This window comes from Rhodobium gokarnense, assembly GCF_025961475.1.
Taxonomy (GTDB): domain Bacteria; phylum Pseudomonadota; class Alphaproteobacteria; order Rhizobiales; family Rhodobiaceae; genus Rhodobium; species Rhodobium gokarnense.
Genome location: NZ_JAOQNS010000001.1, coordinates 254,593 through 274,530, shown reverse-complemented (window position 1 = coordinate 274,530; position 19,938 = coordinate 254,593). Strand labels below are relative to the sequence as shown.

Sequence of the window (19,938 nt, the reverse complement as noted above, 5' to 3'; positions counted from 1 at the left end):
ACCGATGAGCCAGATCGAATTGCGGGACGTCACCAAGGCGTTCGGGCCGCACGAGGTCATCAAGGGCGTCGACCTGACGATCGCCGATGGCGAACTCACCGTCTTCGTCGGCCCCTCCGGCTGCGGGAAGTCCACGCTTTTGAGGATGATCGCCGGCCTTGAGGACGTCAGTTCGGGCTCCGTGCTCATCGACGGCAAGGATGTCACCGGCGCCGCCCCGGCGGAGCGGGCGCTCGCCATGGTGTTCCAGTCCTACGCGCTCTACCCGCACATGGACGTGCGCGCCAATATCGGCTTCAGCCTGAAGACCGCCGGCATGGCCTCCGCGGAAATCACCAAACGCGTCGACGAGGTCGCCGCCATCCTGAAGCTCACCGACTATCTCGACAGGAAGCCGAAGGCGCTTTCCGGCGGCCAGCGCCAGCGCGTCGCCATCGGCCGGGCGATCGTCCGCGACCCGACCGCGTTCCTGTTCGACGAGCCGCTCTCCAACCTCGATGCGGCGCTGCGCGTGGAAATGCGCATCGAGATCGCCAAGCTGCACAAGAAGCTGGAAGCCACCACCATCTACGTCACCCACGACCAGGTCGAGGCGATGACGCTGGCCGACAAGATCGTCGTCCTGCGCGACGGCCTGATCGAGCAGATCGGCCCCCCGCGCGAGCTCTACGACCGGCCGGCCAACCTCTTCGTCGCCCAGTTCCTCGGCAGCCCGAAGATGAACCTCTTCGCCCCGACCGGCGACATCGCGAAGATCGACGCGGTGGCAGAGAAAAACCCGAAGACCGTGGGCGTCAGGCCCGAGCACATCGTCGTCGCCGAGCCGGGAACCGGCCATGTGGACGGCACGGTCGACCTCGTCGAATACCTCGGCGCCGACAGCCTCGTCTATGTGGACTGCGGCGAGCACGGCCTCGTCACCATCCGCCACACCGAGGACCGCGAGGTCAAGGAGGGCGAGACCATCGGCCTGAGCTTCCGGGAAGACCGCATCAGCCTGTTCGATGCGAACGAGCAGGCGATCTGAAGTCGGATTTCTTCATAGCTCCGTCGCGATGATCGCCCCGTCGGCAAAGAGTTTTTTCATGCCCTCGGTCACCGCCGCGCGGAACGTGGCGTTCTCGCCGAGGTCCGCCCCGAAAATACCGGTCATGGAAAGCGCCGCCTCGGCGAGCGCTTCAGGCTTCGACAGCAGCGGCGTGAAGCGCTCGGCGAAGCGCTCGCTGAAGGGATCGCGCACGTCGATGGCGTTGCCGGCAAGGTCGACGCCGGAGGCGTAGCGGATCCAGGCGGCGACGACGAGGCCGAAGCGGGCAACGCTTGCCCCCGCCTTCAGCCGGTCGCGGACGGTGCCGAGCAGTCGCTGCGGCAGTTTTTGCGAGCCGTCCATGGCGATCTGCCAACAGCGGTGATGCAGCGACGGGTTCGAAAACCGTGCCTGCAGTGCATCGATATAGGCATCGAGGTCGAAACCTTCCGGCGCCGTCACCGTCGGGCGGATATCCTCACGCATCAGGGCATCGACGAAACGCCGGAGCGACGCATTCTCCATGACGTCGGAGACGTACTCCATGCCGGCGAGATAGCCGAGATAGGCGATGGCGGAATGCGGTCCGTTGAGGAGCCGGAGCTTTGCGAACTCGAACGGCGCCACATCGGCAACGAGCATCGCGCCCGCGTCCTCCCAGGCCGGCCGGCCCGTGGAAAAATCATCCTCGATCACCCATTGGCTGAACGGCTCGGTGAGGATCGCGCCCTCGTCGCGGCAGCCGAGATGCGCTGCGACGTCGTCCAATCCCTCCCCCGTCGTCGCCGGCACGATGCGGTCGACCATGGTGCTCGGAAACCGCACGGTCTCCTCGATCCAGGCGGCGAGGTCGGAATCGTGCAGCAGCGCAAAGTCGAGGACGACCTGGCGCAGCGCAGCGCCATTGGCCGGAAGGTTGTCGCAGCACAGCACGGTGAAGGGCTCGGTCCCGGTCGCGCGCCGCAGCTTCAGAGCCCGGACGATCAGCCCGACGGCGGTCGCCGGGTCGTCGGGACTGGCGAGATCGGCGCGGATCGCCGGATCGTCGGCAAGGAGTGCGCCGGTCGACGGATCGCGGTAATAGCCCTTTTCCGTCACCGTCAGCGAGACGATCCGCGTTGACGGCGCGGCCATCAGCTCGAACAGCCGCACCTTCTCGTCCGGCGCGAAGATGACGTCCTTGACCGAACCGACGATGCGGCAGTCGCGGCCTTCGCCGTCGAGCGCCGTGACGCTGAAGAGCCCGTCCTGGGGATCGAGTTGGTCATGCACGGTCTTGGAGCGGAGGCTCACGCCGGCAATCGCCCAGTCGCCGCCGTCGCGTGCCAGCACGTCGTCGGTGTAGACGGCCTGGTGCGCCCGGTGGAAGGCGCCGATGCCGAGATGGACGATGCCGATGCCCGACGAAGCCCGGTCGTAGGCGGGGATAGAGACGCTCGGCGGCAGATCGCCAAGGACGGCGTTGGACAGGCGTTTCATGGCGTGCCGCCTCAGAGCTTGTAGGCGGATTTCGCCAGCCGGTAGGCAAGGTCGTGGGCGACCTCGGCGGCCTCCGCCTCGCCGAGCCGGTGTTCGGCGACCAGTTCGGCAAGGAACCGGCAGTCGATGCGCCTGGCGACGTCGTGGCGGGCCGGGATCGACAGGAAGGCGCGGGTGTCGTCGTTGAAGCCGACGGTGTTGTAGAAGCCGGCCGTCTCCGTCACCGCCCGGCGGTAGCGCAGCATGCCCTCCGGGCTGTCGTAGAACCACCAGGCCGGCCCCAGCTTCACCGTCGGATAATGGCCGGCGAGGGTCGCCAGTTCGCGGCTGTAGGCGGTCTCGTCGAGGGTGAAGAGGATGATAGAAAGGCCAGGCTCGTTGCCGAACCGGTCGAGCAGCGGCCGCAGCGCGTTGACATAGTCCGTCTGCATCGGAATGTCGGCGCCCATGTCGCGGCCGAACGTCTCGAAGAGTAGCCTGTTGTGGTTCCGCAGGCTCCCCGGATGGATCTGAAGCACCAGCCCGTCATCGAGGCTCATCGCCGCCATTTCCGTCAGCATCTGGGCGCGGAAGATTTCCGCCTCGCCCGCCGTATGGTCGCTGGTCAGCACCTTGGCGAACAGCACCTCGCAATCGGCCTTGGAAAGATCGGCGGTCAGCGCGCTCGGATGGCCGTGGTCGCTCGAGGTCGCGCCGCGCTCCATGAAATAGGCGCGGCGCTGGCGCAGCGCAGCAAGATAGCCGGACCAGGTCCGGGTGTTCTCGCCGGTGAGCGCGCCAAGCCTGTCGATGTTGTCGGAAAAACCGGCGAACTCCGGATCGACCACCGGGTCGGGCCGGAACGCGGTGATGACCCGGCCGCCCCAGTCGCTCGCCCTGATCGCGTCGTGATGGCGGAGGTCGTCGTTCGGCGGCTCCGTCGTCGCGATCACCTCGATATTGAACCGGTCGAACAGCGCCCGCGGCCGGAATTCCGGCTTCGCAAGCTTCTCCTCGATGGCGTCGTAGATCTCGTCGGCCGTCTCCGGCGACAGCCCCTTGTCGATGCCGAAAACGAAGGAGAGCGCATGGTCGAACCACATCCGCGAGGGCGTGCCGCGGAAGAGGAAATAGTTTTCCGCAAAGATGCGCCAGATCTTGCGCGTGTCGGTTTCCACCGGACCGCCGTCGCGGCGCGGAATGCCGAGGTCTTCCAGCCGCCAGCCCTGGCTGTAGAGCATGCGGAACAGATAGTGGTCCGGCTGGAGGAAGAGAGTCGCGGGATCGGGGAACGGCGCGTTCTCGGCGAACCAGGCCGGGTTGGTGTGGCCGTGCGGCGAGATCAGCGGCAGGTCCCTGACGCCGGCATAGAGCTCGCGCGCCAGCGCCCTGACCCCGGGGTCGGACGGAAACAGCCGGTCTTCGTGGACGAGAAGCTCTGCGGACATGGCGCTACTCCCTGGCCGCCGGCGCGGTCTTGTCGCCTGGTTGCCGGTCGTCGAGTTGAATGAGGTCGAGTTCCGAGGCGGTCATCAGCACGTCGTTGAGGCGCCTCAAATGCGCCTGCATGGCGGCGCGGGCCTTTTGCGCATCGCCGGTGTCGAACGCCTCCAGGATGGCGCGGTGGTCGGTGAGCGCGTTGAGGTCGTCGTTCCAGTCCCGGTGCTTTTTTATCTCACCGATCAGCTCGTGGAGCTTGCCCCACATGGAGTTGCGGGCGCGGAACGCCCAGAGCTGGTCGACGGCCGCCGCCATGGCGCTGTTGCGGGTCGCCCGGCCGATGATCTGGTGGAACTCCCGGTCGGCCGCCTCGATCGACTGCTGACGGTCGGCGAGCCGCTCCATCTCGGCGAGCGCCTTTTCCAGCGCCGCGCGGTCGAACTCCGTCAGCCGCTCGGCCGCAATCGCCGCCGCCTCGCCCTCGATATGGATGCGCGCCTCCATCAGCTCGAACGGGCCCGGGCCGATGTCGGCCTCGGCGACGGACTTGGCGGTCGACCGGGCCGGATCGCGCACGAAGACGCCGCTGCCGGTGCGGATCTCGATCGCCCCGGCAATCTCCAGCGCGATCATCGCCTCGCGGATCGTCGGCCGCGAGACCTGCAGGCTCTGGGCAAGATCGCGTTCCGAGGGCAGCCGCGTGCCCGGCTTGAACTCACCGCCGGCGATCAGCCGGGAAAGCTGGTCGGCGACTTCCTGGTAGAGGCGTCGCGGTTTGATCGGCTCGACGGGCATGCCTGGCGCGGCTCCTTTTCCCTTTCTTGACGTCCCCGGAATCCTATGGTCAGATGCCCTGGTGGTCAAGTGGTCAGGCCAATTTTGAGAGGCCTCAAACCAGGAGTTTTTGGGAGTGCGAGGCCGCGGAATTGGGCCGGGAGCGGCGGCGAAGGAAACCCGCTGGGCCGAGCGTCAGGACGCGGCGCGGAAAGCACCGTCGGGAACCGCACCGGGACACGACCGAGACGGCGTGACACAGCCCCGGCAGGCGAAGGAGCCAAGGACAAGAACATGAAGATCCGTTCCGCCAAGGTCATCGTCACCTGTCCGGGCCGCAACTTCGTCACCCTGAAGATCGAGACCGACGAGGGCCTCACCGGCCTTGGCGATGCCACCCTCAACGGCCGCGAGCTGGCCGTCGCGTCATACCTCACCGACCACGTCATTCCCTGCCTGATCGGCCGCGACCCGCAGCAGGTCGAGGACATCTGGCAGTATCTCTATCGCGGCGCCTACTGGCGCGGCGGCCCGGTGACGATGAGCGCGATCGCCGCCGTCGACACCGCGCTCTGGGACATCAAGGCCAAGGCGGCGGGCATGCCGCTCTACCAGCTCCTCGGCGGCAGGAGCCGGAACGGCGTCATGGTCTACGGCCACGCCAACGGCGCCGACATTTCCGAGACGGTCGACGAGGTCGCCAAGTTCCTCGACCTCGGCTACAAGGCCGTGCGCGCCCAGTGCGGCATTCCGGGTCTGCCCTCCACCTACGGCGTCTCCAGGGACAAGATGTTTTACGAGCCGGCCGATGCGGACCTGCCGACGGAGAACGTCTGGTCGAGCGAGAAATACCTCGACCACGTGCCGCAGCTCTTCGAGCGCCTGCGCGAGAAATTCGGCTTCGGCCCGCACCTCCTTCACGACGCCCACCACCGGCTGACGCCGATCGAGGCGGCCCGGCTTGGCAAGTCGCTGGAGCCCTATCGCCTGTTCTGGATGGAAGACGTGACGCCGGCGGAGAACCAGGCGGCGTTCCGCACCATCCGCCAGCACACGGTGACGCCGATCGCCATCGGCGAGATCTTCAACACCCTGTGGCAGTGCCGGACCCTGATCGAGGAAGGGTTGATCGACTATATCCGCGCGACGGTCGTCCATGCCGGCGGCATCACGCATCTGCGCCGCATCGCCACCCTTGCCGACATCCACCATGTGCGCACCGGCTGCCACGGCGCCACGGATCTGTCGCCCGTGTGCATGGGCGCAGCGCTGCACTTCGACACCTGGGTGCCGAATTTCGGCATCCAGGAATATATGACGCATACAGAAGAGACCGACGCCGTCTTCCCCCATTCCTACTGGTTCGAGGACGGCTATTTGCACCCGGGCGACGCGCCGGGCCACGGCGTCGACATCGACGAGGAGCTTGCCGCCAAATACCCCTACAGCCGCGCCTACCTGCCGGTGAACCGTCTTGAGGACGGCACCATGTACAATTGGTGAGCGGATGGCCGACGGGACCCCGACAAGCACTGCGCGGGCGATCGCCCTCCACCCGGCCGACGCGGTGATGATCGCCGCCGTCGACCTGGCGGCCGGCGAGACCGTGGAGACGCCGCACGGGGCGGTGAGGCTCGTCGAGGCCATCCCGCAGGGCCACAAGCTGGCATCAAAGGCGATGGCAGCGGGCGCACCGGTCACAAAATACAACCAGACCATCGGCTTCGCCTCGGCCGACATCCTTGCGGGCGCCCACGTCCACACCCACAATGTCGAGGTCCGCGACTTCGAGCGTCACGCCTCCGCCGCGCCAGCGGCCACCTTAGAGGCGCCCGCCGGCCCCGTGCCGACCTTCGAAGGCTATCGCCGCGCCGACGGCCGCGCCGGCACCCGCAACTATCTGCTGGTGCTGTCCACCGTGAACTGCTCGGCCACCGTCTGCCGCGGCATTGCCGATGCGTTCAAAGCCCACCCGATCCTGGGCGACCCCCTCGCCGACTTCCCCAATGTCGACGGCGTCGTCGCCCTCACCCACGATTTCGGCTGCATCGCCGATCCCCACCTGCAGCGCGTGATCGCCGGCTATGCCCGCCACCCGAACGTTGCCGGCTTCCTCATCGTCGGTTTGGGGTGCGAATCCAACGCCGTCGGCGCCGTTGCCGGCAATTACGGCCTGCCGGAGGACGACAACGCCCGCTACCTCGTCATCCAGGACAGCGGCGGCACGAAAAAGACCATCGAGGACGGCATCGCCATCGTCCGCGACATGCTGCCGGCGGCGAACCGGTGGCAGCGCGAGCCGATCCCTGCAAGCGAACTGATTTTGGGCCTCGAATGCGGCGGCTCGGACGCCTGGTCGGGCATCACCGCCAATCCGGCCCTCGGCCGCGCCGCCGACCTCCTCGTCGCCATGGGCGGCTCGGCGGTGCTGGCGGAGACGCCCGAGATTTTCGGCGCCGAGCACCTGCTGATCGCCCGCGCGGCAACGCCCGAGATCGCAGAAACCCTCAAGGAGCGCGTCGCCTGGTGGCAGGACTATGCCGAAAGGCGCGGCGCCAGCCTCGACAACAACCCCTCGGCCGGCAACAAGGCGGGCGGGCTGACCACCATCCTGGAAAAATCGCTGGGCGCCGTCGCCAAGGGCGGCACGACCCCGCTCAACGGCGTCGCCGACTACGGCGCGCCGATCACGGCAAAGGGCTTTTCCTTCATGGACACGCCCGGCTACGACCCCTCCTCGGTGACGGGCCTGATCGCCGGCGGCGCCAACGTCATCTGCTTCACGACGGGCCGCGGCTCGGCCTTCGGCGCCAAGCCGGTGCCGACCCTGAAGCTGGCGACGACGACGGCGCTCTACGAGCGCATGCCCGACGACATGGACATCAATGCCGGCCTGATCCTCGACGGCACCGAGACCGTGGAGACGATGGGCCGGATCATCCTCGACGCGGTGATCGCCGCGGCCTCCGGCACGCTCACCCGCAGCGAAGAGAACGGCTACGGCGACGAGGAATTCGCCCCGTGGTCCGTCGGGGCGGTGCTGTGATGGCCGTCCGCACCGCCACGGCATTCCGCAGCGCGCGGCGCCCGACAGTCAGCCGCCCGGCCGGCAGCTCAACTCGCCTCCAGGTCGAAACACTCCGCATGGGCCGCCCGGACACCCTCGAGCTTGGTGCCGATGCGCTGCAAATGCTGGCGCATCTCGTCGAGCGCGCCCGCCTCGTCCCGGGCCGCGAGCCGGTCGAAGATCCTGAGGTGCTCTTCCAGCGCAAAGCCGGCGCCGTTTTCCAGCGACAGGTAGCGGATGCGGTCCATATGCGCCTTGTGGTTCTGGATCAGCGTCCAGACATGGGCGTGCCCGGCCGCCTCGCAGATCGTAAAGTGGAACCGGTCGTCATACATGTGGAAGGTCTCGCGGTCGTCGGCCGCGACGGCCTTGCGCTGGCGCTCCAGAAGGTCCTCCAGGGCGCCGAGGCGCGCCGCGTCGAGATTGGGGATCGCCGCCCGCACCGTCTCCATCTCCAGCGCCGTGCGCACGAAGATCGCCTCATAGACCGCCTCGATCGAGATCGGCGTGACGACCGTCGCCCGCTGCGGCCGGATCATCAGGAGCTTGACCTGGGAGAGCCGGTAGAACGCATCGCGCACCGGCTGCCGGCTGACGCCCATCTGCCCGGCGACCTCGGCTTCCGAGAGCTTGGCCCCCGGCGGCAGCACCAGCTTCATGATCCGCACATAGAGCTCCTCGTACACCTGGTCGGTGACCGAGGGAGGCCGCGCCCGATCGAACGTCAGCGATTTCAGCCCTTCAATCACATCACATCCCCGCATTCTCGAACCGGCCGCGCCCGGGCTCCCGCTGCACCGGGCGCCGAACCGAATCCCTTCACGCCACCTTTTAGCATCTCCGCGACGACTGTCCCGGCGCGGCGCGCACGATACCGGATTGACTCCGAATGCCGACTAGCATATTAGAATATTAATGCTTCGGCTACCCTCATGAACCGTGAGCTTTTTTGGGAGGGGCTCGTGGAACGAAAAAGCCGAGAGGCGCAGCCTTTGGTGTCGAAAAGATCGGCATTCCCGCAGCCGCGCGGGCCGAAGGCACGACCGGCATTCGACAAGACACACCGTGGTTCAAGGCCGTCCCGACAGGGCGCCTTCCCCTCTTCCCCTTCCTGCTCCCTGCCCAGGATGCCTGTGCCGGCGCCATGCGCGCCGTGCCAGGGCGTGTCCGCGGCCCGGATCAGGAGGGAGGAAGCCCTACCACGCCCCGACGGGCGCAACAGGCCGCAGGCGGACCCTTTCGAGGAGTTCGACCTGCACCCCAGCCGCAAAGGCTCACTAGGAGGAAATGACCATGCAACTCTTGAAGAAAATAACGATTGCCGCGGCGATGCTCGCATCCACCGCGCTCGCGGCCAATGCGGCCGAGACCATGCTGCGCTCGTCCGACACCCACCCCGACGGCTATCCGACCGTCGAGGCGGTCAAGTACATGGGCAAGCTGCTTGAGGAAAAGACCGACGGCCGCCTCGGCATCGAGGTCTTCCACTCCGCCCAGCTCGGCGAGGAGAAGGACTCCATCGAGCAGACCCAGTTCGGCGTCATCGACCTCGACCGCGTCTCGCTCGGGCCGTTCAACAACATCATCGAAGAGACCAAGGTCCCCTCGCTGCCCTACATCTTCCGTTCCATCGACCACATGCACAAGGTCATGGACGGCCCGATCGGCGAGGACATCCTGAAGGCCTTCGAGGCGCATGGCCTGATCGGCCTGTGCTTCTACGACGCCGGCGCGCGCTCGTTCTACAACAGCCAGAAGCCGATCATGAGCATGGACGACCTCAAGGGCATGAAGTTCCGCGTCATGCAGTCCGACGTCTTCGTCAAGATGGTCGATGCCCTCGGCGGCAACGCCACGCCGATGCCCTATGGCGAGGTCTATTCCTCGATCCAGACCGGCGTCATCGACGGCGCGGAGAACAACTGGCCGTCCTTTGAATCCTCCGGCCACTTCGAGGTCGCGCCCTACTACACGCTCGACCAGCACCTGATCGTGCCGGAAGTGCTCGTGATGTCGAAGAAGACCTGGGACAAGCTCTCGGCCGAAGACCAGGCCGCCGTGCGCGAAGCCGCCAAGGAGTCCGTGCCCTACATGCGCAAGCTCTGGGCCGAGCGCGAAGCCGCGTCCGAGGCGAAGGTCAAGGAAGCCGGCGTCAAGATCGTCTCCGACATCGACAAGACCCCGTTCATCGAGGCGATGAAGCCGGTCTATGACGAGTTCGTCACCTCCGACAAGCTGAAGTCCCTCGTGGAACGCATCCAGGCGACCGAATAGGCACGCCCGCAACGCCCGCGGCCCGGCCCCTTTCCCGGGGGCCGGGCTCCCAACCCAGTCGCCCGCCCGGTGGTGCCATCGTGACGACGTTCTTCCTGATACTGACGCGGGTGATGGCCATCCTCGCCCGCATCGCCCTGGCGCTGTCCGGCATCGGCCTCGTTCTGATGACCGCGTTCATCGCCTGGCAGGTGTTCGGCCGCTTCGTGCTCAACGACACCCCGACCTGGACCGAGAGCGTGTCCGTCCTGATCATGGGCTGGTTCATCTTCCTCGGCGCCGCGGTCGGCATCCGCGAAGGCTACCACCTGTCCTTCGACGTCTTCCTCTACCTGCTGCCGGACCGGGTGAAGAAGGTGCTCCACACCGTCTCCGACCTCGTCGTCGTCGCCTTCGGCTGCGGCATGATCGGCTACGGCGTCCAGCTCGCGGACGCCACCTGGCCGACCACCATCCCCAATGTCGGCTGGTCCGGCGGCACCGCCTTCCTCGCCCTCATTTCCGGCGGCGTGCTGCTGGTGCTGTTCTCGCTGGAACGGCTCGCCCGCCGGGCCGCCGGCCTGGTGACCGCCCGCTTCGGCGAAGTCGAACTCCCGGACGAGGATCGCTGACCATGGAGTACTGGATCCTCTTCGGCACCTTTACCTTCCTGCTTCTGATCGGAACGCCGATCGCCTTCTGTCTCGGCGTTTCGTCCTTCGCCACCATCGCCTATCTCGGCCTGCCGCCCGTGGTGGTGTTCCAGCGCCTCAATTCCGGCGTCAGCATCTTCGCCCTGATGGCGATCCCGTTCTTCATCTTCGCCGGCAATCTGATGGTCCGCGGCGACATCGCGCGCCGGCTGGTCGCGCTCGCCGGCGCCGCGGTCGGCCATTTCCGCGGCGGCCTCGGCCAGGTCAACATCCTCGCCTCGGTCCTCTTCGGCGGCATTTCCGGCTCGGCCGCGGCCGACGCCTCGGCCATCGGCGGCCTGATGGTGCCGCAGATGAAGGAGCGCGGCTACGACGCCGACTACGCCGTCAACATCACGGTCGTCAGCTCCATCATCGCCCTGATGCTGCCGCCGTCCCACAACCTGATCATCTATTCGATCGCCGGTGGCGGGCGCATCTCGATCGCCGACCTCTTCACCGCCGGCATCATCCCCGGCCTGGTGCTGGCGCTGTCGCTGATGGTCGCCGCCTGGATCGTCGCCAGGAAGCGCGGCTATCCGCTGGAGGACTTCCCCGGCATTCGCGCCGTCGGCAGCCTGCTGCTCTCGGCAACGCCCGGCCTCGTCCTCGTCGCCATCATCTTCGGCGGCGTCCGCTCCGGCGTCTTCACCGCCTCGGAAAGCTCCTGCATCGCCGTCGTCTACGCCATGTTCGCGATCTTCTTCCTCTACCGGACGATGAATTTCGAGCAGTTCCGGATGGCCGTCTCCGATGCGGTGCGCACCACCGCCATGGTGCTGATGGTGATCGGCTGCGCCGCTGCCTTCGGCTGGCTCCTCGCCTTTCTCAGGATCCCGACCCAGCTCGTGGAGTTCATGCGCGACCTCTCCGACAGCCCGATCGTCATCCTGCTGCTGATCAACGTCCTCTTGCTCATCCTCGGCTCGTTCATGGACATGTCGCCGCTGATCGTCATCACCACGCCGATCTTCCTGCCGGTGGCGATGGAGTTCAACGTCGACCCGGTGCAGTTCGGCATCATCCTCGTCCTCAACCTCGGCATTGGCCTGTGCACGCCCCCCGTCGGCACGGTGCTCTTCGTCGGCTGCGCCGTCGGCAAGATGCCGGTCTGGGACGTCGTCAAGACGATCTGGCCGTTCTACCTCGCCGGCGTCTTCACGCTGATGCTGGTCACCTACATCCCGGCGCTGTCGCTGTGGCTGCCGTCGCTGTTCCACTAGGAAAACCGACCATGGCATTCGTTGAACCAAGAGAGAAAAAACCCTCCGGCCCCGGCGTCACCCGCCAGGTGCTGTCGGAGAGTGAAGCCCTGATGGTCGTCGCCTTCACCTTCGAGACCGGCGGCATCGGCGATCTGCACAGCCACCCGCACGTCCAGTCGACCTATGTGGAGGATGGCCGCTTCGCCTTCTCCGTCGACGGCGAGGAATTCGAGGTCGCGAAAGGCGACAGCTTCGTCATCCCGTCCGGCGCCGTCCATGGCTGCACCTGCCTTGAGGCGGGCCGCCTGATCGACTGTTTCACGCCGCGGCGGGACGATTTTCTCTGAACGCCCTGCAATGGAGCCGAGGGAGCCGACGGGAGCGCACAAACGTTAGGAAAAAGAAGCAGGGCCTGAACGAAACACCATTCGCGGAAGCCGGAAAACCGGCGACTCAGACCCCGCGAAAGCCGGCGGCCGACCACTCCTCCTCCCGGTGGTCGGCCGCCGCAAGGAACGACACGAAGGAGATGAAGATGCTGAACGTTGAAACCCGCCACGCCGTCCACTACGAGCACGCCGAGACGATGGGCACGGAAGACCTGCGCCGGCATTTCCTCGTCTCGGGACTGTTCAAGGACGGCGAGATCAACCTCGTCTATTCCCACTACGACCGCATGACCGTGGGCGGCGCCCTGCCGGCCGGCGGCAAGGTGGTGCTGGACGTCGTCGACGAGACCCGCACCGCGACCTTCCTGGAGCGCCGCGAGATGGGCGTCGTCAATATCGGCGACACCGGCACCGTCTCGGCCGGCGGTGAGACCTGGACGCTGAACAATGGCGACGTGCTCTATCTCGGCAAGGGCAGCGGCGCCGTCACCTTCGAAGGCGACGGGCGCTACTACCTCGCCTCGGCCCCGGCCCACAAGGAGTTCCCGGCCCGCCTCATCACCGTCGCCGACTGCGTGGAGGTCAAGCTCGGCGATCCGGCGACCTCCAACAAGCGCACCATCCGCCAGTTCATCCATCCGCTGGTGATGGAGAGCTGCCAGCTCGTCCTCGGCTACACCACGCTGGAGGACGGCTCGGTCTGGAACACCATGCCCTGCCACCGCCACGACCGGCGCATGGAGGCCTATTTCTACATCAACATGGATCCGGACGCCCGGCTGGTGCACCTGATGGGCCGACCGGAGCACACCCGCCACCTGATGATCGCCAACGAGGAAGGCGCCCTGTCGCCGCCTTGGTCGCTGCACTGCGGCGCCGGCACCGGCCCCTACACCTTCATCTGGGCGATGGCCGGCGACAACGTCGACTACACCGACATGGATCACCTGAAGCCCGGCGATTTGCGCTGACCTTCCGCTGGACTGCCGGTGCGGCACTCCGGTGCTGCACCGGCCCTTTCCCGACTGCCAACGAAGGGAACCGGACATGAGCGTGCTCGACACATTTCGCCTCGACGGCAAGACGGCGCTGGTCACCGGCGCCAGGCGCGGCATCGGCAAGGCGATGGCCGTCGCGCTGGCCGAGGCCGGCGCCGACATCGTCGCCGTCAGCGCCTCCCTGGAAAAGAACGGCAGCGCCGTCGAAAAAGAGGTCCGCGCCCTGGACCGCGACTTCGCCGCCTATTCCTGCGACTTCTCCGACCGCAAGGCGCTTGCCGCCTTCGCCGATGAGGTCAACCGCGACATCGGCACCATCGACATCCTCGTCAACAACGCCGGCACCATCCGCCGGGCGCCCGCGGCCGAGCACCCGGACGCCCTCTGGGACGAGGTCATCGAGGTCAACCTCAACGCCCAGTTCGTGCTGTCGCGCGAGATCGGCAGAGGAATGGTGGAGCGCGGCTCCGGCAAGATCATCTTCACCGCCTCGCTACTCACCTTCCAGGGCGGCATCAACGTGCCCGGCTATGCCGCCAGCAAGGGCGCGATCGGCCAGCTCACCATGGCCCTTTCCAACGAATGGGCGGCAAGGGGCGTCAACGTCAACGCGATCGCGCCCGGCTACATCCGCACCGACAACACCAGGGCCCTGCAGGACGATCCGGACCGCGCCGCGGCGATCCTCGGCCGTATTCCGGCCGGCCGCTGGGGCGAGCCGGAGGACTTCGCAGGACCCGTCGTATTCCTCGCCTCAAAGGCGTCCGACTACATGAACGGCGCCATCCTCGCCGTCGATGGCGGCTGGATGGGACGATAAGACCGCAGGAGGGAACAAAAAAACCGAAAATGACAACAAGAGAGACACAATGAGTACCGAAAAGACCCTCCACATCCGCGCGGCAGAAGAGTGCCGCTACGACATCGTCTCGCTCGGCGAGGTCATGCTCCGCCTCGATCCGGGCGAAGGCCGCATCCGCACCGCGCGCCAGTTCCGCGCCTGGGAAGGCGGCGGCGAGTACAACGTCGCCCGCGGCCTCCGGCGCTGCTTCGGCATGCGCGCCGGCGTCGTCACCGCCTTCGCCGACAACGAGCTCGGCCTCCTGATGGAGGACTTCATCCTCCAGGGCGGCGTCGACACCTCGCTGATCAAATGGGTGCCCTATGACGGCATCGGCCGCTCCGTGCGCAACGGCCTCAACTTCACCGAACGCGGCTTCGGCATCCGCGGCGCCGTCGGCTGCTCCGACCGCGGCAACACCGCCGCCTCGCAACTGAAGCCCGGCGACGTCGACTGGGATCACCTGTTCGGGACCCTTGGCGTGCGCTGGTTCCACACCGGCGGCATCTTCGCGGCCCTGTCGGAAACCACCGGCCCGGTCGTCATCGAGGCGGCGAAGGCAGCCGAAAAGCACGGCACCATCGTCTCCTACGACCTCAACTACCGCCCCTCGCTCTGGAAGGGTTTCGGCGGCATCGACAAGTGCCGCGAGATCAACCGCGAGATCGCTCGCCATGTCGACGTCATGATCGGCAACGAGGAAGACTTCACCGCCTGCCTCGGCTTTGAGGTCGAGGGCGTCGACGACAACCTCACCGACCTCGACACCGGCGCCTTCGGCCGCATGATCGCAAAGGCCGTTGCCGAATACCCGAACTTCAAGGCGACGGCGACGACCATGCGCGGGGTGAAGACCGCCACCGTCAACGACTGGGGCGCCATGTGCTGGATGGACGGGAAATTCCACACCGCCACCCACCGCCCCGAGCTTGAGATCATGGACCGGGTCGGCGGCGGCGACAGCTTTGCGTCCGGCTTCATCTACGGCCTGATGACCTTCGGCGATCCCCAGAAAGCGGTCGAGTACGGCGCCGCCCATGGCGCGCTCGCCATGACGACGCCGGGCGACACCACCATGGCCTCGCTGAAGGAGGTCGAAAAACTGGTCGGCGGCGGCGGTGCCCGCGTCGACCGGTGAGAGGCGTGGGTCCCCGACACCGGGGACCGGCATGCAAACGACACCACGCTTGAAACATAACAGATCGAACGAGCGCCACCGGTCCCCCGGTGGCCAAAGGACAAGAAAATGCTCGAAGAGCTTTTAAAACGGCGCATCATCCCGGTCATCGTCATCGAGGACGCGGCCGACGCCGAACCCCTCGCCGAAGCCTTGCTCAAGGGCGGCATCGACATCATCGAAGTCACGTTCCGCACGGCAGCGGCCGAGGCCGCCATAGGGCGGATCGCCAAGGCCTTCCCGGACATGATGCTCGGCGCCGGCACCGTGCTGACGACGGAGCAGGCGGATCGCGCCTTGGGAGCCGGCGCCCGCTTCGGCTTCGCGCCGGGCTTGAACGCCAAGGTCGTGAAGCACTTCCAGGACGCCGGCGGCCTCTTCATGCCGGGCGTCATGACCCCCTCGGAGATCGAACAGGGCCTGGAACTCGGCTGCAAAGTGCTGAAATTCTTCCCCGCCGCCCAGGCCGGCGGCCCGGCGATGATCAAGGCGCTCGCCGGCCCCTATGCCAGCCAGGGCCTCAAATTCTCGCCCACCGGCGGCATCACCCTCGACAACATGATGGACTACCTCTCCCTCCCCGTCGTCTCCGCCATCGGCGGCTCCTGGCTGGCAACGAAAAAGCAGATCGCCGACAAGGACTGGACCGCCATCACCAACCAGGCCAAAGCCGCCCTCGCGCGCGCCGCGGGATAGGCCGAGCGGGTCGATACCGGCGCCCCGAAGGGAACCGCATAACCCGTTGACTGTTGCCGGGCGCGCGACGACAAAGGCGCATGCAAGAGACGCGCGCGCCCGCTGGCGGGGACCCTTCATCCGAGAACAACAAGGCGGCCCCGGCGTCGGCGAAGGCCATCGTCTTCATCCTGATCACCGTCGTCATCGACGTCACCGGCCTCGGCATCATCATCCCGGTGCTGCCGCGGCTGATCGGCGAGGTCTCGGGCGGCTCGATGGCCGATGCGGCGGTGATCGGCGGCTGGCTGATGTTCGCCTATGCCTTCATGCAGTTCCTGTCGGCGCCGCTCCTCGGCAATCTCTCCGACCGTCTCGGCCGCCGGCCCGTGCTTCTCGTCGGCCTCGCCTGCCTCGGAATTGATTACACGATCATGGCGCTGGCGCAGACGCTCGGCTGGCTGTTCGCCGGGCGCATCCTCGCCGGCATGGCGGCGGCGACGTTCGTTACCGCCTTTGCCTATGTGGCCGACGTCTCCGCGCCGGAAAAGCGGGCCGCCAATTTCGGCCTCGTCGGCATGTCGTTCGGCGTCGGATTCGTCATCGGCCCGGCGCTCGGCGGGCTCCTCGGCGCGCTCGACACGCGGGCGCCGTTCGTCGTTGCCAGCCTTCTCTGCTTTGCCAATGTGGCCTTTGGGCTCTTCGTTCTGCCGGAGAGCCTGAGGCCCGAAAGTCGGCGCCGGTTCGACTGGCGCCGCGCCAATCCCGTTGGCTCGGTGCTCCGCTACTGGAAGGTCAAGCCGATCCTCATGCTGATCGCCGCCTTCGCACTGCTGGAGCTGGCGCTCCATGTCTATCCGGCGATCTGGGCCTATTTCACGCCCGCGGTCTATGGCTGGTCGACGACCGAGGTCGGGTTGTCGCTCGCCCTCTTCGGCATCCTCTTGGCCTTCGCCGAGGGCGTCGTTCTGCGCTTTGCCCTTGCGCGGTTCGGCGAGCACAAAGTGGTCATCGGCTCGACCGCGCTCGCGATCGTCACGTTCCTCTTGTTCGCCTTCGTCACCAGCGGGGCCTGGGCCTATGGGGTGATGGTGCTGGCATCGCTCTCCGGCCTCGGGTCGAACGCCATGAAGGGGCTGGCCGCCAATGCGGTGGACGAGAGCGAACAGGGCGAGGTGCAGGGCGCGATCATGAGCGCCAAGGCGGCCGTCTTCTTCGTCGCGCCGCCGATCCTGACGGGTCTCTTCTCGGCCTTTTCGGGCGGCGTTGCCTGGCTGCCGGTGTTCCCCGGCGCGCCTTTCCTGCTGGCGGCCCTGATCGGAGCCCTCGTCTTCGTACCCTATTTCGCCGCGCGCCGGCGCGGCATAAGGGATTCGGCGGGGGCGGACGGCATGCTGCGCTGAAAACTCAGTACCAGCCGATCTCGCGCACCTGGACCTTCGCCGTGTGGTCTTGCCCGTAGGCGACGATGCCGACGGACCTGATCGATGCAGCCCACGGCACTTTGCGCAGCAAGGATCCGGAGCGCTTGAACGCCGTCAGCGGGATGGGGATCTCGCGCCATCCCGATCCCGCCTCGAACGGCGCCTGATAGTACTGCCAGGGCATCATCATCCCGCTGGTGCGCAGATGCACGAAATAGCGCTGGCCGTTGCCGCGGGCGACGAGCCGCACACCGGTGATCCCTTCGGGTGGCGCATTGACCTTTCGCCTGAACTGGATGAAGCCGCCATTGTTCGCCGTGCTGACCTCACCGGTCATCTCCGCGAAGGAAACGCCGCCTTCCGTCCGGAAGGCAACCTTGCCCGTGGAGACGCCGCCCATGACCGTGTCGGCGATGAAGCGCCATCTCTGGTCGGGATTGGAGCGGAAATCGTCGATCACTTTTTCTCCACCGATTGCGTTGCCGATCGATGCCGCCAGCAAAAGCGCGGCGGCGAAAAGCCCGAGCATGGTCCGCATCATAGGTCCTCCTGAAAACGCCGGACGCACTCTCCCATACGGTCATCGTCCCCCACCGGATCGGTACCAACACGCGCGTCAATCCGCGCTTTGTTACAAAATTCCTATTCATATAGTAGAAAGCGTAACAATATTTTCAAAAGCGGGGGAAACAGGAAAGACAATGACCGAAGCTGCACTGGCTGAGAGCGCCGCCGACCCGAAGCCGGCGGGTGCCGCCCGGCCGCTGACCGGCAACGAGGCCATCGCGCGCGGCGTGTGGGAGGCCGGCGTGCGGGTCGCCGCCGCCTATCCCGGCACGCCCTCCACCGAGATCCTGGAATCCGTTGCGACCTATCCGCGCGAGGACATCCACGCCCAGTGGTCGACCAACGAGAAGACGGCGATGGACGTCGCCATCGGCGCGAGCTTTGCCGGCGTGCGCGCCTTTACCGCCATGAAGCATGTGGGGCTGAACGTTGCCGCCGATGCGCTGATGTCGTTCTCCTATATCGGGGTCAATGGCGGGCTCGTGGTGGCGGTCTGCGACGACCCCGGCATCCATTCCTCCCAGAACGAGCAGGACAGCCGCATCTATGCGCGCTTTGCCCAGGTGCCCGTGCTGGAGCCCTCGGACGGCCAGGAGGCGCTGGACTTCACCAAGGCCGCCTTCGACCTTTCCGAGGCATTCGATACCCCCGTCTTCGTGCGCTCCACCACCCGCCTGTCGCACACCCGAAGCGCCGTCGCCGTCGGTCCCCGCGAGGCGCATCCGGGGCATGGCTTCAAGGACCGCCCCGCAAAGAACGTCATGATCCCGGCCCATGCCAGGCGCCAGCATGGCGTGGTGCTGGAGCGGGAAAAGCGGTTGAAGGAGATGCTTTCCGAGAGCCCCCTCAACCGCATCGAGGCGGGCGAGGGCAGCGTCGGCATCATCACCTCCGGCATCGCCTATACCTACGTCAAGGAATGCGTGCCCGACGTGCCGGTGCTGAAACTCGGCGTCACCTGGCCGCTGCCGGACCGGCTGATCCAGGATTTCTGCCATGGCCTTGAGACGGTCATCGTCGTCGAAGAACTCGAACCCCTGATCGAGGATGCGCTGAAGGCGATGGGGATCGCCTGCCACGGCAAGACCTTTTTTCCGCGCGAGGGCGAGTTCTCGCCGGAGATCGTCCATGACGGGCTTGCCGCCGCCGGGCTGATGGCGCCGCGCAGCAACGCCGCGCCGTTCGAGTTCGCGCCGATGATCCGCCCGCCGGTGCTCTGCGCCGGCTGCCCGCACGCGGCCTGCTTCATGGTGCTGCGCGCGCTCGATGCCCGGGTCGCCGGCGATATCGGCTGCTACACGCTTGCCGTGGTCGAACCGCTCAAGTCCATCGACACCTGCGTTTCCATGGGCTCCAGCATCGCCAACGCCGTCGGCATGGCCAAGGCCGGCAGCGAGGAAAAGCCCATCGTCGCCACCATCGGCGATTCCACGTTCCTCCATTCCGGCATCCCGCCGCTGATCGATGCGGTCTACAACAACGCCGACATCACCGTCTTCATCCTCGACAACCACATCACCGCAATGACCGGCGGCCAGGACCATCCGGGCACCGGAAAGACCCTGCGCGGCGACGTGGCCCCGCGGGTCGATTTCGTCGAGCTCGTCAAGTCACTCGGTGTCCAGTGGGTGGAAAAGGTCGACAGCTACGACGTCGCGACCATGCACCGCCAGCTTCGCGAGGCCACAAGCCACAGGGGCGTCTCAGTGGTGATTTCCGACCGCCCTTGCGTCCTCGACCCGGTCAAGATCAAGGGCCCGGCGCTGGAGGTCGATCAGGCAAGCTGCATCGCCTGCCAGGCCTGCATGAACCTCGGCTGCCCGGCGCTGACCTGGTCGGAGGAATGGCACGAGGGCCGCCACAAGGTGCGGATCGACGCGGAAGCCTGCATCGGCTGCAGCCTCTGCGCCCAGCTCTGCGCCTCCCACTCGATCCGGCCGGTGCACTAGGG

At 66.6% G+C, this 19,938-nt stretch carries 18 protein-coding genes; 13 read left to right on the top strand and 5 right to left on the bottom strand.

All coding sequences use genetic code 11. The annotated features are described in order from the left end of the window. Nucleotides 1-4 precede the first annotated feature (4 nt). On the top strand, nucleotides 5-1,027 hold the full coding sequence (locus tag M2319_RS01290; RefSeq protein ID WP_264599620.1) for an ABC transporter ATP-binding protein: 1,023 nt from the start codon (nucleotides 5-7) through the stop codon (nucleotides 1,025-1,027). A 12-nt stretch (nucleotides 1,028-1,039) separates the two neighbouring features. On the opposite strand, the gene M2319_RS01285 is transcribed toward M2319_RS01290, so the two are convergent. From M2319_RS01285 to M2319_RS01275, 3 genes are read right to left on the bottom strand one after another with little or no spacing between them, the layout of a single operon-like run. Further along, nucleotides 1,040-2,506 carry a mannitol dehydrogenase family protein gene (locus M2319_RS01285; RefSeq protein ID WP_264599619.1) on the bottom strand — a complete coding sequence of 489 codons (1,467 nt, stop codon included), beginning with the start codon at nucleotides 2,504-2,506 and terminating at the stop codon, nucleotides 1,040-1,042. Between the two features lie 11 nt (nucleotides 2,507-2,517). Next, entirely contained in the window at nucleotides 2,518-3,933 is a 1,416-nt protein-coding gene (gene uxaC / locus M2319_RS01280; RefSeq protein ID WP_264599618.1) for a glucuronate isomerase, read from the bottom strand. A gap of 4 nt (nucleotides 3,934-3,937) precedes the next feature. Continuing rightward, the gene (locus M2319_RS01275; protein ID WP_264599617.1) at nucleotides 3,938-4,720 is read right to left on the bottom strand and encodes a FadR/GntR family transcriptional regulator; all 783 of its coding nucleotides are present in this window, start codon (nucleotides 4,718-4,720) and stop codon (nucleotides 3,938-3,940) included. A gap of 273 nt (nucleotides 4,721-4,993) precedes the next feature. Here M2319_RS01275 and manD point away from each other — a divergent pair, with 273 nt between their 5' ends. Continuing rightward, nucleotides 4,994-6,202, top strand: coding sequence for a D-mannonate dehydratase ManD (gene manD, locus M2319_RS01270; RefSeq protein WP_264599616.1), 1,209 nt, complete (start codon nucleotides 4,994-4,996; stop codon nucleotides 6,200-6,202). Nucleotides 6,203-6,206: 4 nt separating this feature from the next. Next, nucleotides 6,207-7,745 (top strand): UxaA family hydrolase, encoded by a 1,539-nt coding sequence (locus M2319_RS01265; protein ID WP_264599615.1) that lies wholly within the window; start codon nucleotides 6,207-6,209, stop codon nucleotides 7,743-7,745. 68 nt (nucleotides 7,746-7,813) lie between these two features. Here the strand turns inward: M2319_RS01265 and M2319_RS01260 are convergent, their stop codons facing one another. After that, complete coding sequence (locus tag M2319_RS01260; RefSeq protein ID WP_264599614.1) at nucleotides 7,814-8,515, bottom strand: GntR family transcriptional regulator; 702 nt, start codon at nucleotides 8,513-8,515, stop codon at nucleotides 7,814-7,816. A 544-nt stretch (nucleotides 8,516-9,059) separates the two neighbouring features. On the opposite strand from M2319_RS01260, the gene M2319_RS01255 reads away from it, so the two are divergent. The 9 genes from M2319_RS01255 (at nucleotide 9,060) to M2319_RS01215 (ending at nucleotide 17,399) form a co-directional block, all read left to right on the top strand. Beyond that, complete coding sequence (locus M2319_RS01255; protein WP_264599613.1) at nucleotides 9,060-10,040, top strand: TRAP transporter substrate-binding protein; 981 nt, start codon at nucleotides 9,060-9,062, stop codon at nucleotides 10,038-10,040. An 80-nt stretch (nucleotides 10,041-10,120) separates the two neighbouring features. Continuing rightward, entirely contained in the window at nucleotides 10,121-10,651 is a 531-nt protein-coding gene (locus M2319_RS01250) for a TRAP transporter small permease (protein ID WP_264599612.1), read from the top strand. 2 nt (nucleotides 10,652-10,653) lie between these two features. Then, on the top strand, nucleotides 10,654-11,934 hold the full coding sequence (locus M2319_RS01245) for a TRAP transporter large permease (RefSeq protein ID WP_264599611.1): 1,281 nt from the start codon (nucleotides 10,654-10,656) through the stop codon (nucleotides 11,932-11,934). An 11-nt stretch (nucleotides 11,935-11,945) separates the two neighbouring features. Further along, nucleotides 11,946-12,263, top strand: a complete 318-nt coding sequence (locus M2319_RS01240) for a cupin domain-containing protein (protein ID WP_264599610.1) — start codon at nucleotides 11,946-11,948, stop codon at nucleotides 12,261-12,263. Nucleotides 12,264-12,451: 188 nt separating this feature from the next. After that, nucleotides 12,452-13,276: a 5-dehydro-4-deoxy-D-glucuronate isomerase gene (gene kduI / locus M2319_RS01235; RefSeq protein WP_264599609.1), complete on the top strand. Its 825-nt coding sequence runs from the start codon at nucleotides 12,452-12,454 to the stop codon at nucleotides 13,274-13,276. 82 nt (nucleotides 13,277-13,358) lie between these two features. Further along, a complete protein-coding gene (locus M2319_RS01230; RefSeq protein WP_264599927.1) occupies nucleotides 13,359-14,123 on the top strand; it encodes an SDR family oxidoreductase in 765 nt (254 codons plus the stop codon). Nucleotides 14,124-14,172: 49 nt separating this feature from the next. Beyond that, entirely contained in the window at nucleotides 14,173-15,282 is a 1,110-nt protein-coding gene (locus M2319_RS01225) for a sugar kinase (RefSeq protein WP_264599608.1), read from the top strand. A 108-nt stretch (nucleotides 15,283-15,390) separates the two neighbouring features. After that, on the top strand, nucleotides 15,391-16,017 hold the full coding sequence (locus M2319_RS01220) for a bifunctional 4-hydroxy-2-oxoglutarate aldolase/2-dehydro-3-deoxy-phosphogluconate aldolase (protein WP_264599607.1): 627 nt from the start codon (nucleotides 15,391-15,393) through the stop codon (nucleotides 16,015-16,017). A gap of 80 nt (nucleotides 16,018-16,097) precedes the next feature. Further along, nucleotides 16,098-17,399, top strand: coding sequence for a TCR/Tet family MFS transporter (locus M2319_RS01215; protein ID WP_264599606.1), 1,302 nt, complete (start codon nucleotides 16,098-16,100; stop codon nucleotides 17,397-17,399). 4 nt (nucleotides 17,400-17,403) lie between these two features. Here M2319_RS01215 and M2319_RS01210 read toward each other — a convergent pair whose 3' ends face one another. Beyond that, a complete protein-coding gene (locus M2319_RS01210) occupies nucleotides 17,404-17,958 on the bottom strand; it encodes a CIA30 family protein (RefSeq protein WP_264599605.1) in 555 nt (184 codons plus the stop codon). Nucleotides 17,959-18,121: 163 nt separating this feature from the next. On the opposite strand from M2319_RS01210, the gene iorA reads away from it, so the two are divergent. Continuing rightward, the gene (gene iorA / locus M2319_RS01205; protein WP_264599604.1) at nucleotides 18,122-19,936 is read left to right on the top strand and encodes an indolepyruvate ferredoxin oxidoreductase subunit alpha; all 1,815 of its coding nucleotides are present in this window, start codon (nucleotides 18,122-18,124) and stop codon (nucleotides 19,934-19,936) included. The last annotated feature ends 2 nt before the right edge of the window (nucleotides 19,937-19,938 follow it).

Bases quoted from the DNA above. Each gene is read 5' to 3' on its own strand.
- M2319_RS01215 (WP_264599606.1), top strand. From the start codon at position 16,098: ATGCAAGAGACGCGCGCGCCCGCTGGCGGGGACCCTTCATCCGAGAAC.
- M2319_RS01290 (WP_264599620.1), top strand. From the start codon at position 5: ATGAGCCAGATCGAATTGCGGGACGTCACCAAGGCGTTCGGGCCGCAC.
- M2319_RS01245 (WP_264599611.1), top strand. From the start codon at position 10,654: ATGGAGTACTGGATCCTCTTCGGCACCTTTACCTTCCTGCTTCTGATC.
- M2319_RS01285 (WP_264599619.1), bottom strand. From the start codon at position 2,506: ATGAAACGCCTGTCCAACGCCGTCCTTGGCGATCTGCCGCCGAGCGTC.
- uxaC (WP_264599618.1), bottom strand. From the start codon at position 3,933: ATGTCCGCAGAGCTTCTCGTCCACGAAGACCGGCTGTTTCCGTCCGAC.
- M2319_RS01265 (WP_264599615.1), top strand. From the start codon at position 6,207: ATGGCCGACGGGACCCCGACAAGCACTGCGCGGGCGATCGCCCTCCAC.
- M2319_RS01225 (WP_264599608.1), top strand. From the start codon at position 14,173: ATGAGTACCGAAAAGACCCTCCACATCCGCGCGGCAGAAGAGTGCCGC.
- M2319_RS01275 (WP_264599617.1), bottom strand. From the start codon at position 4,720: ATGCCCGTCGAGCCGATCAAACCGCGACGCCTCTACCAGGAAGTCGCC.
- M2319_RS01240 (WP_264599610.1), top strand. From the start codon at position 11,946: ATGGCATTCGTTGAACCAAGAGAGAAAAAACCCTCCGGCCCCGGCGTC.
- M2319_RS01255 (WP_264599613.1), top strand. From the start codon at position 9,060: ATGCAACTCTTGAAGAAAATAACGATTGCCGCGGCGATGCTCGCATCC.
- M2319_RS01220 (WP_264599607.1), top strand. From the start codon at position 15,391: ATGCTCGAAGAGCTTTTAAAACGGCGCATCATCCCGGTCATCGTCATC.
- kduI (WP_264599609.1), top strand. From the start codon at position 12,452: ATGCTGAACGTTGAAACCCGCCACGCCGTCCACTACGAGCACGCCGAG.
- M2319_RS01210 (WP_264599605.1), bottom strand. From the start codon at position 17,958: ATGCGGACCATGCTCGGGCTTTTCGCCGCCGCGCTTTTGCTGGCGGCA.
- manD (WP_264599616.1), top strand. From the start codon at position 4,994: ATGAAGATCCGTTCCGCCAAGGTCATCGTCACCTGTCCGGGCCGCAAC.
- iorA (WP_264599604.1), top strand. From the start codon at position 18,122: ATGACCGAAGCTGCACTGGCTGAGAGCGCCGCCGACCCGAAGCCGGCG.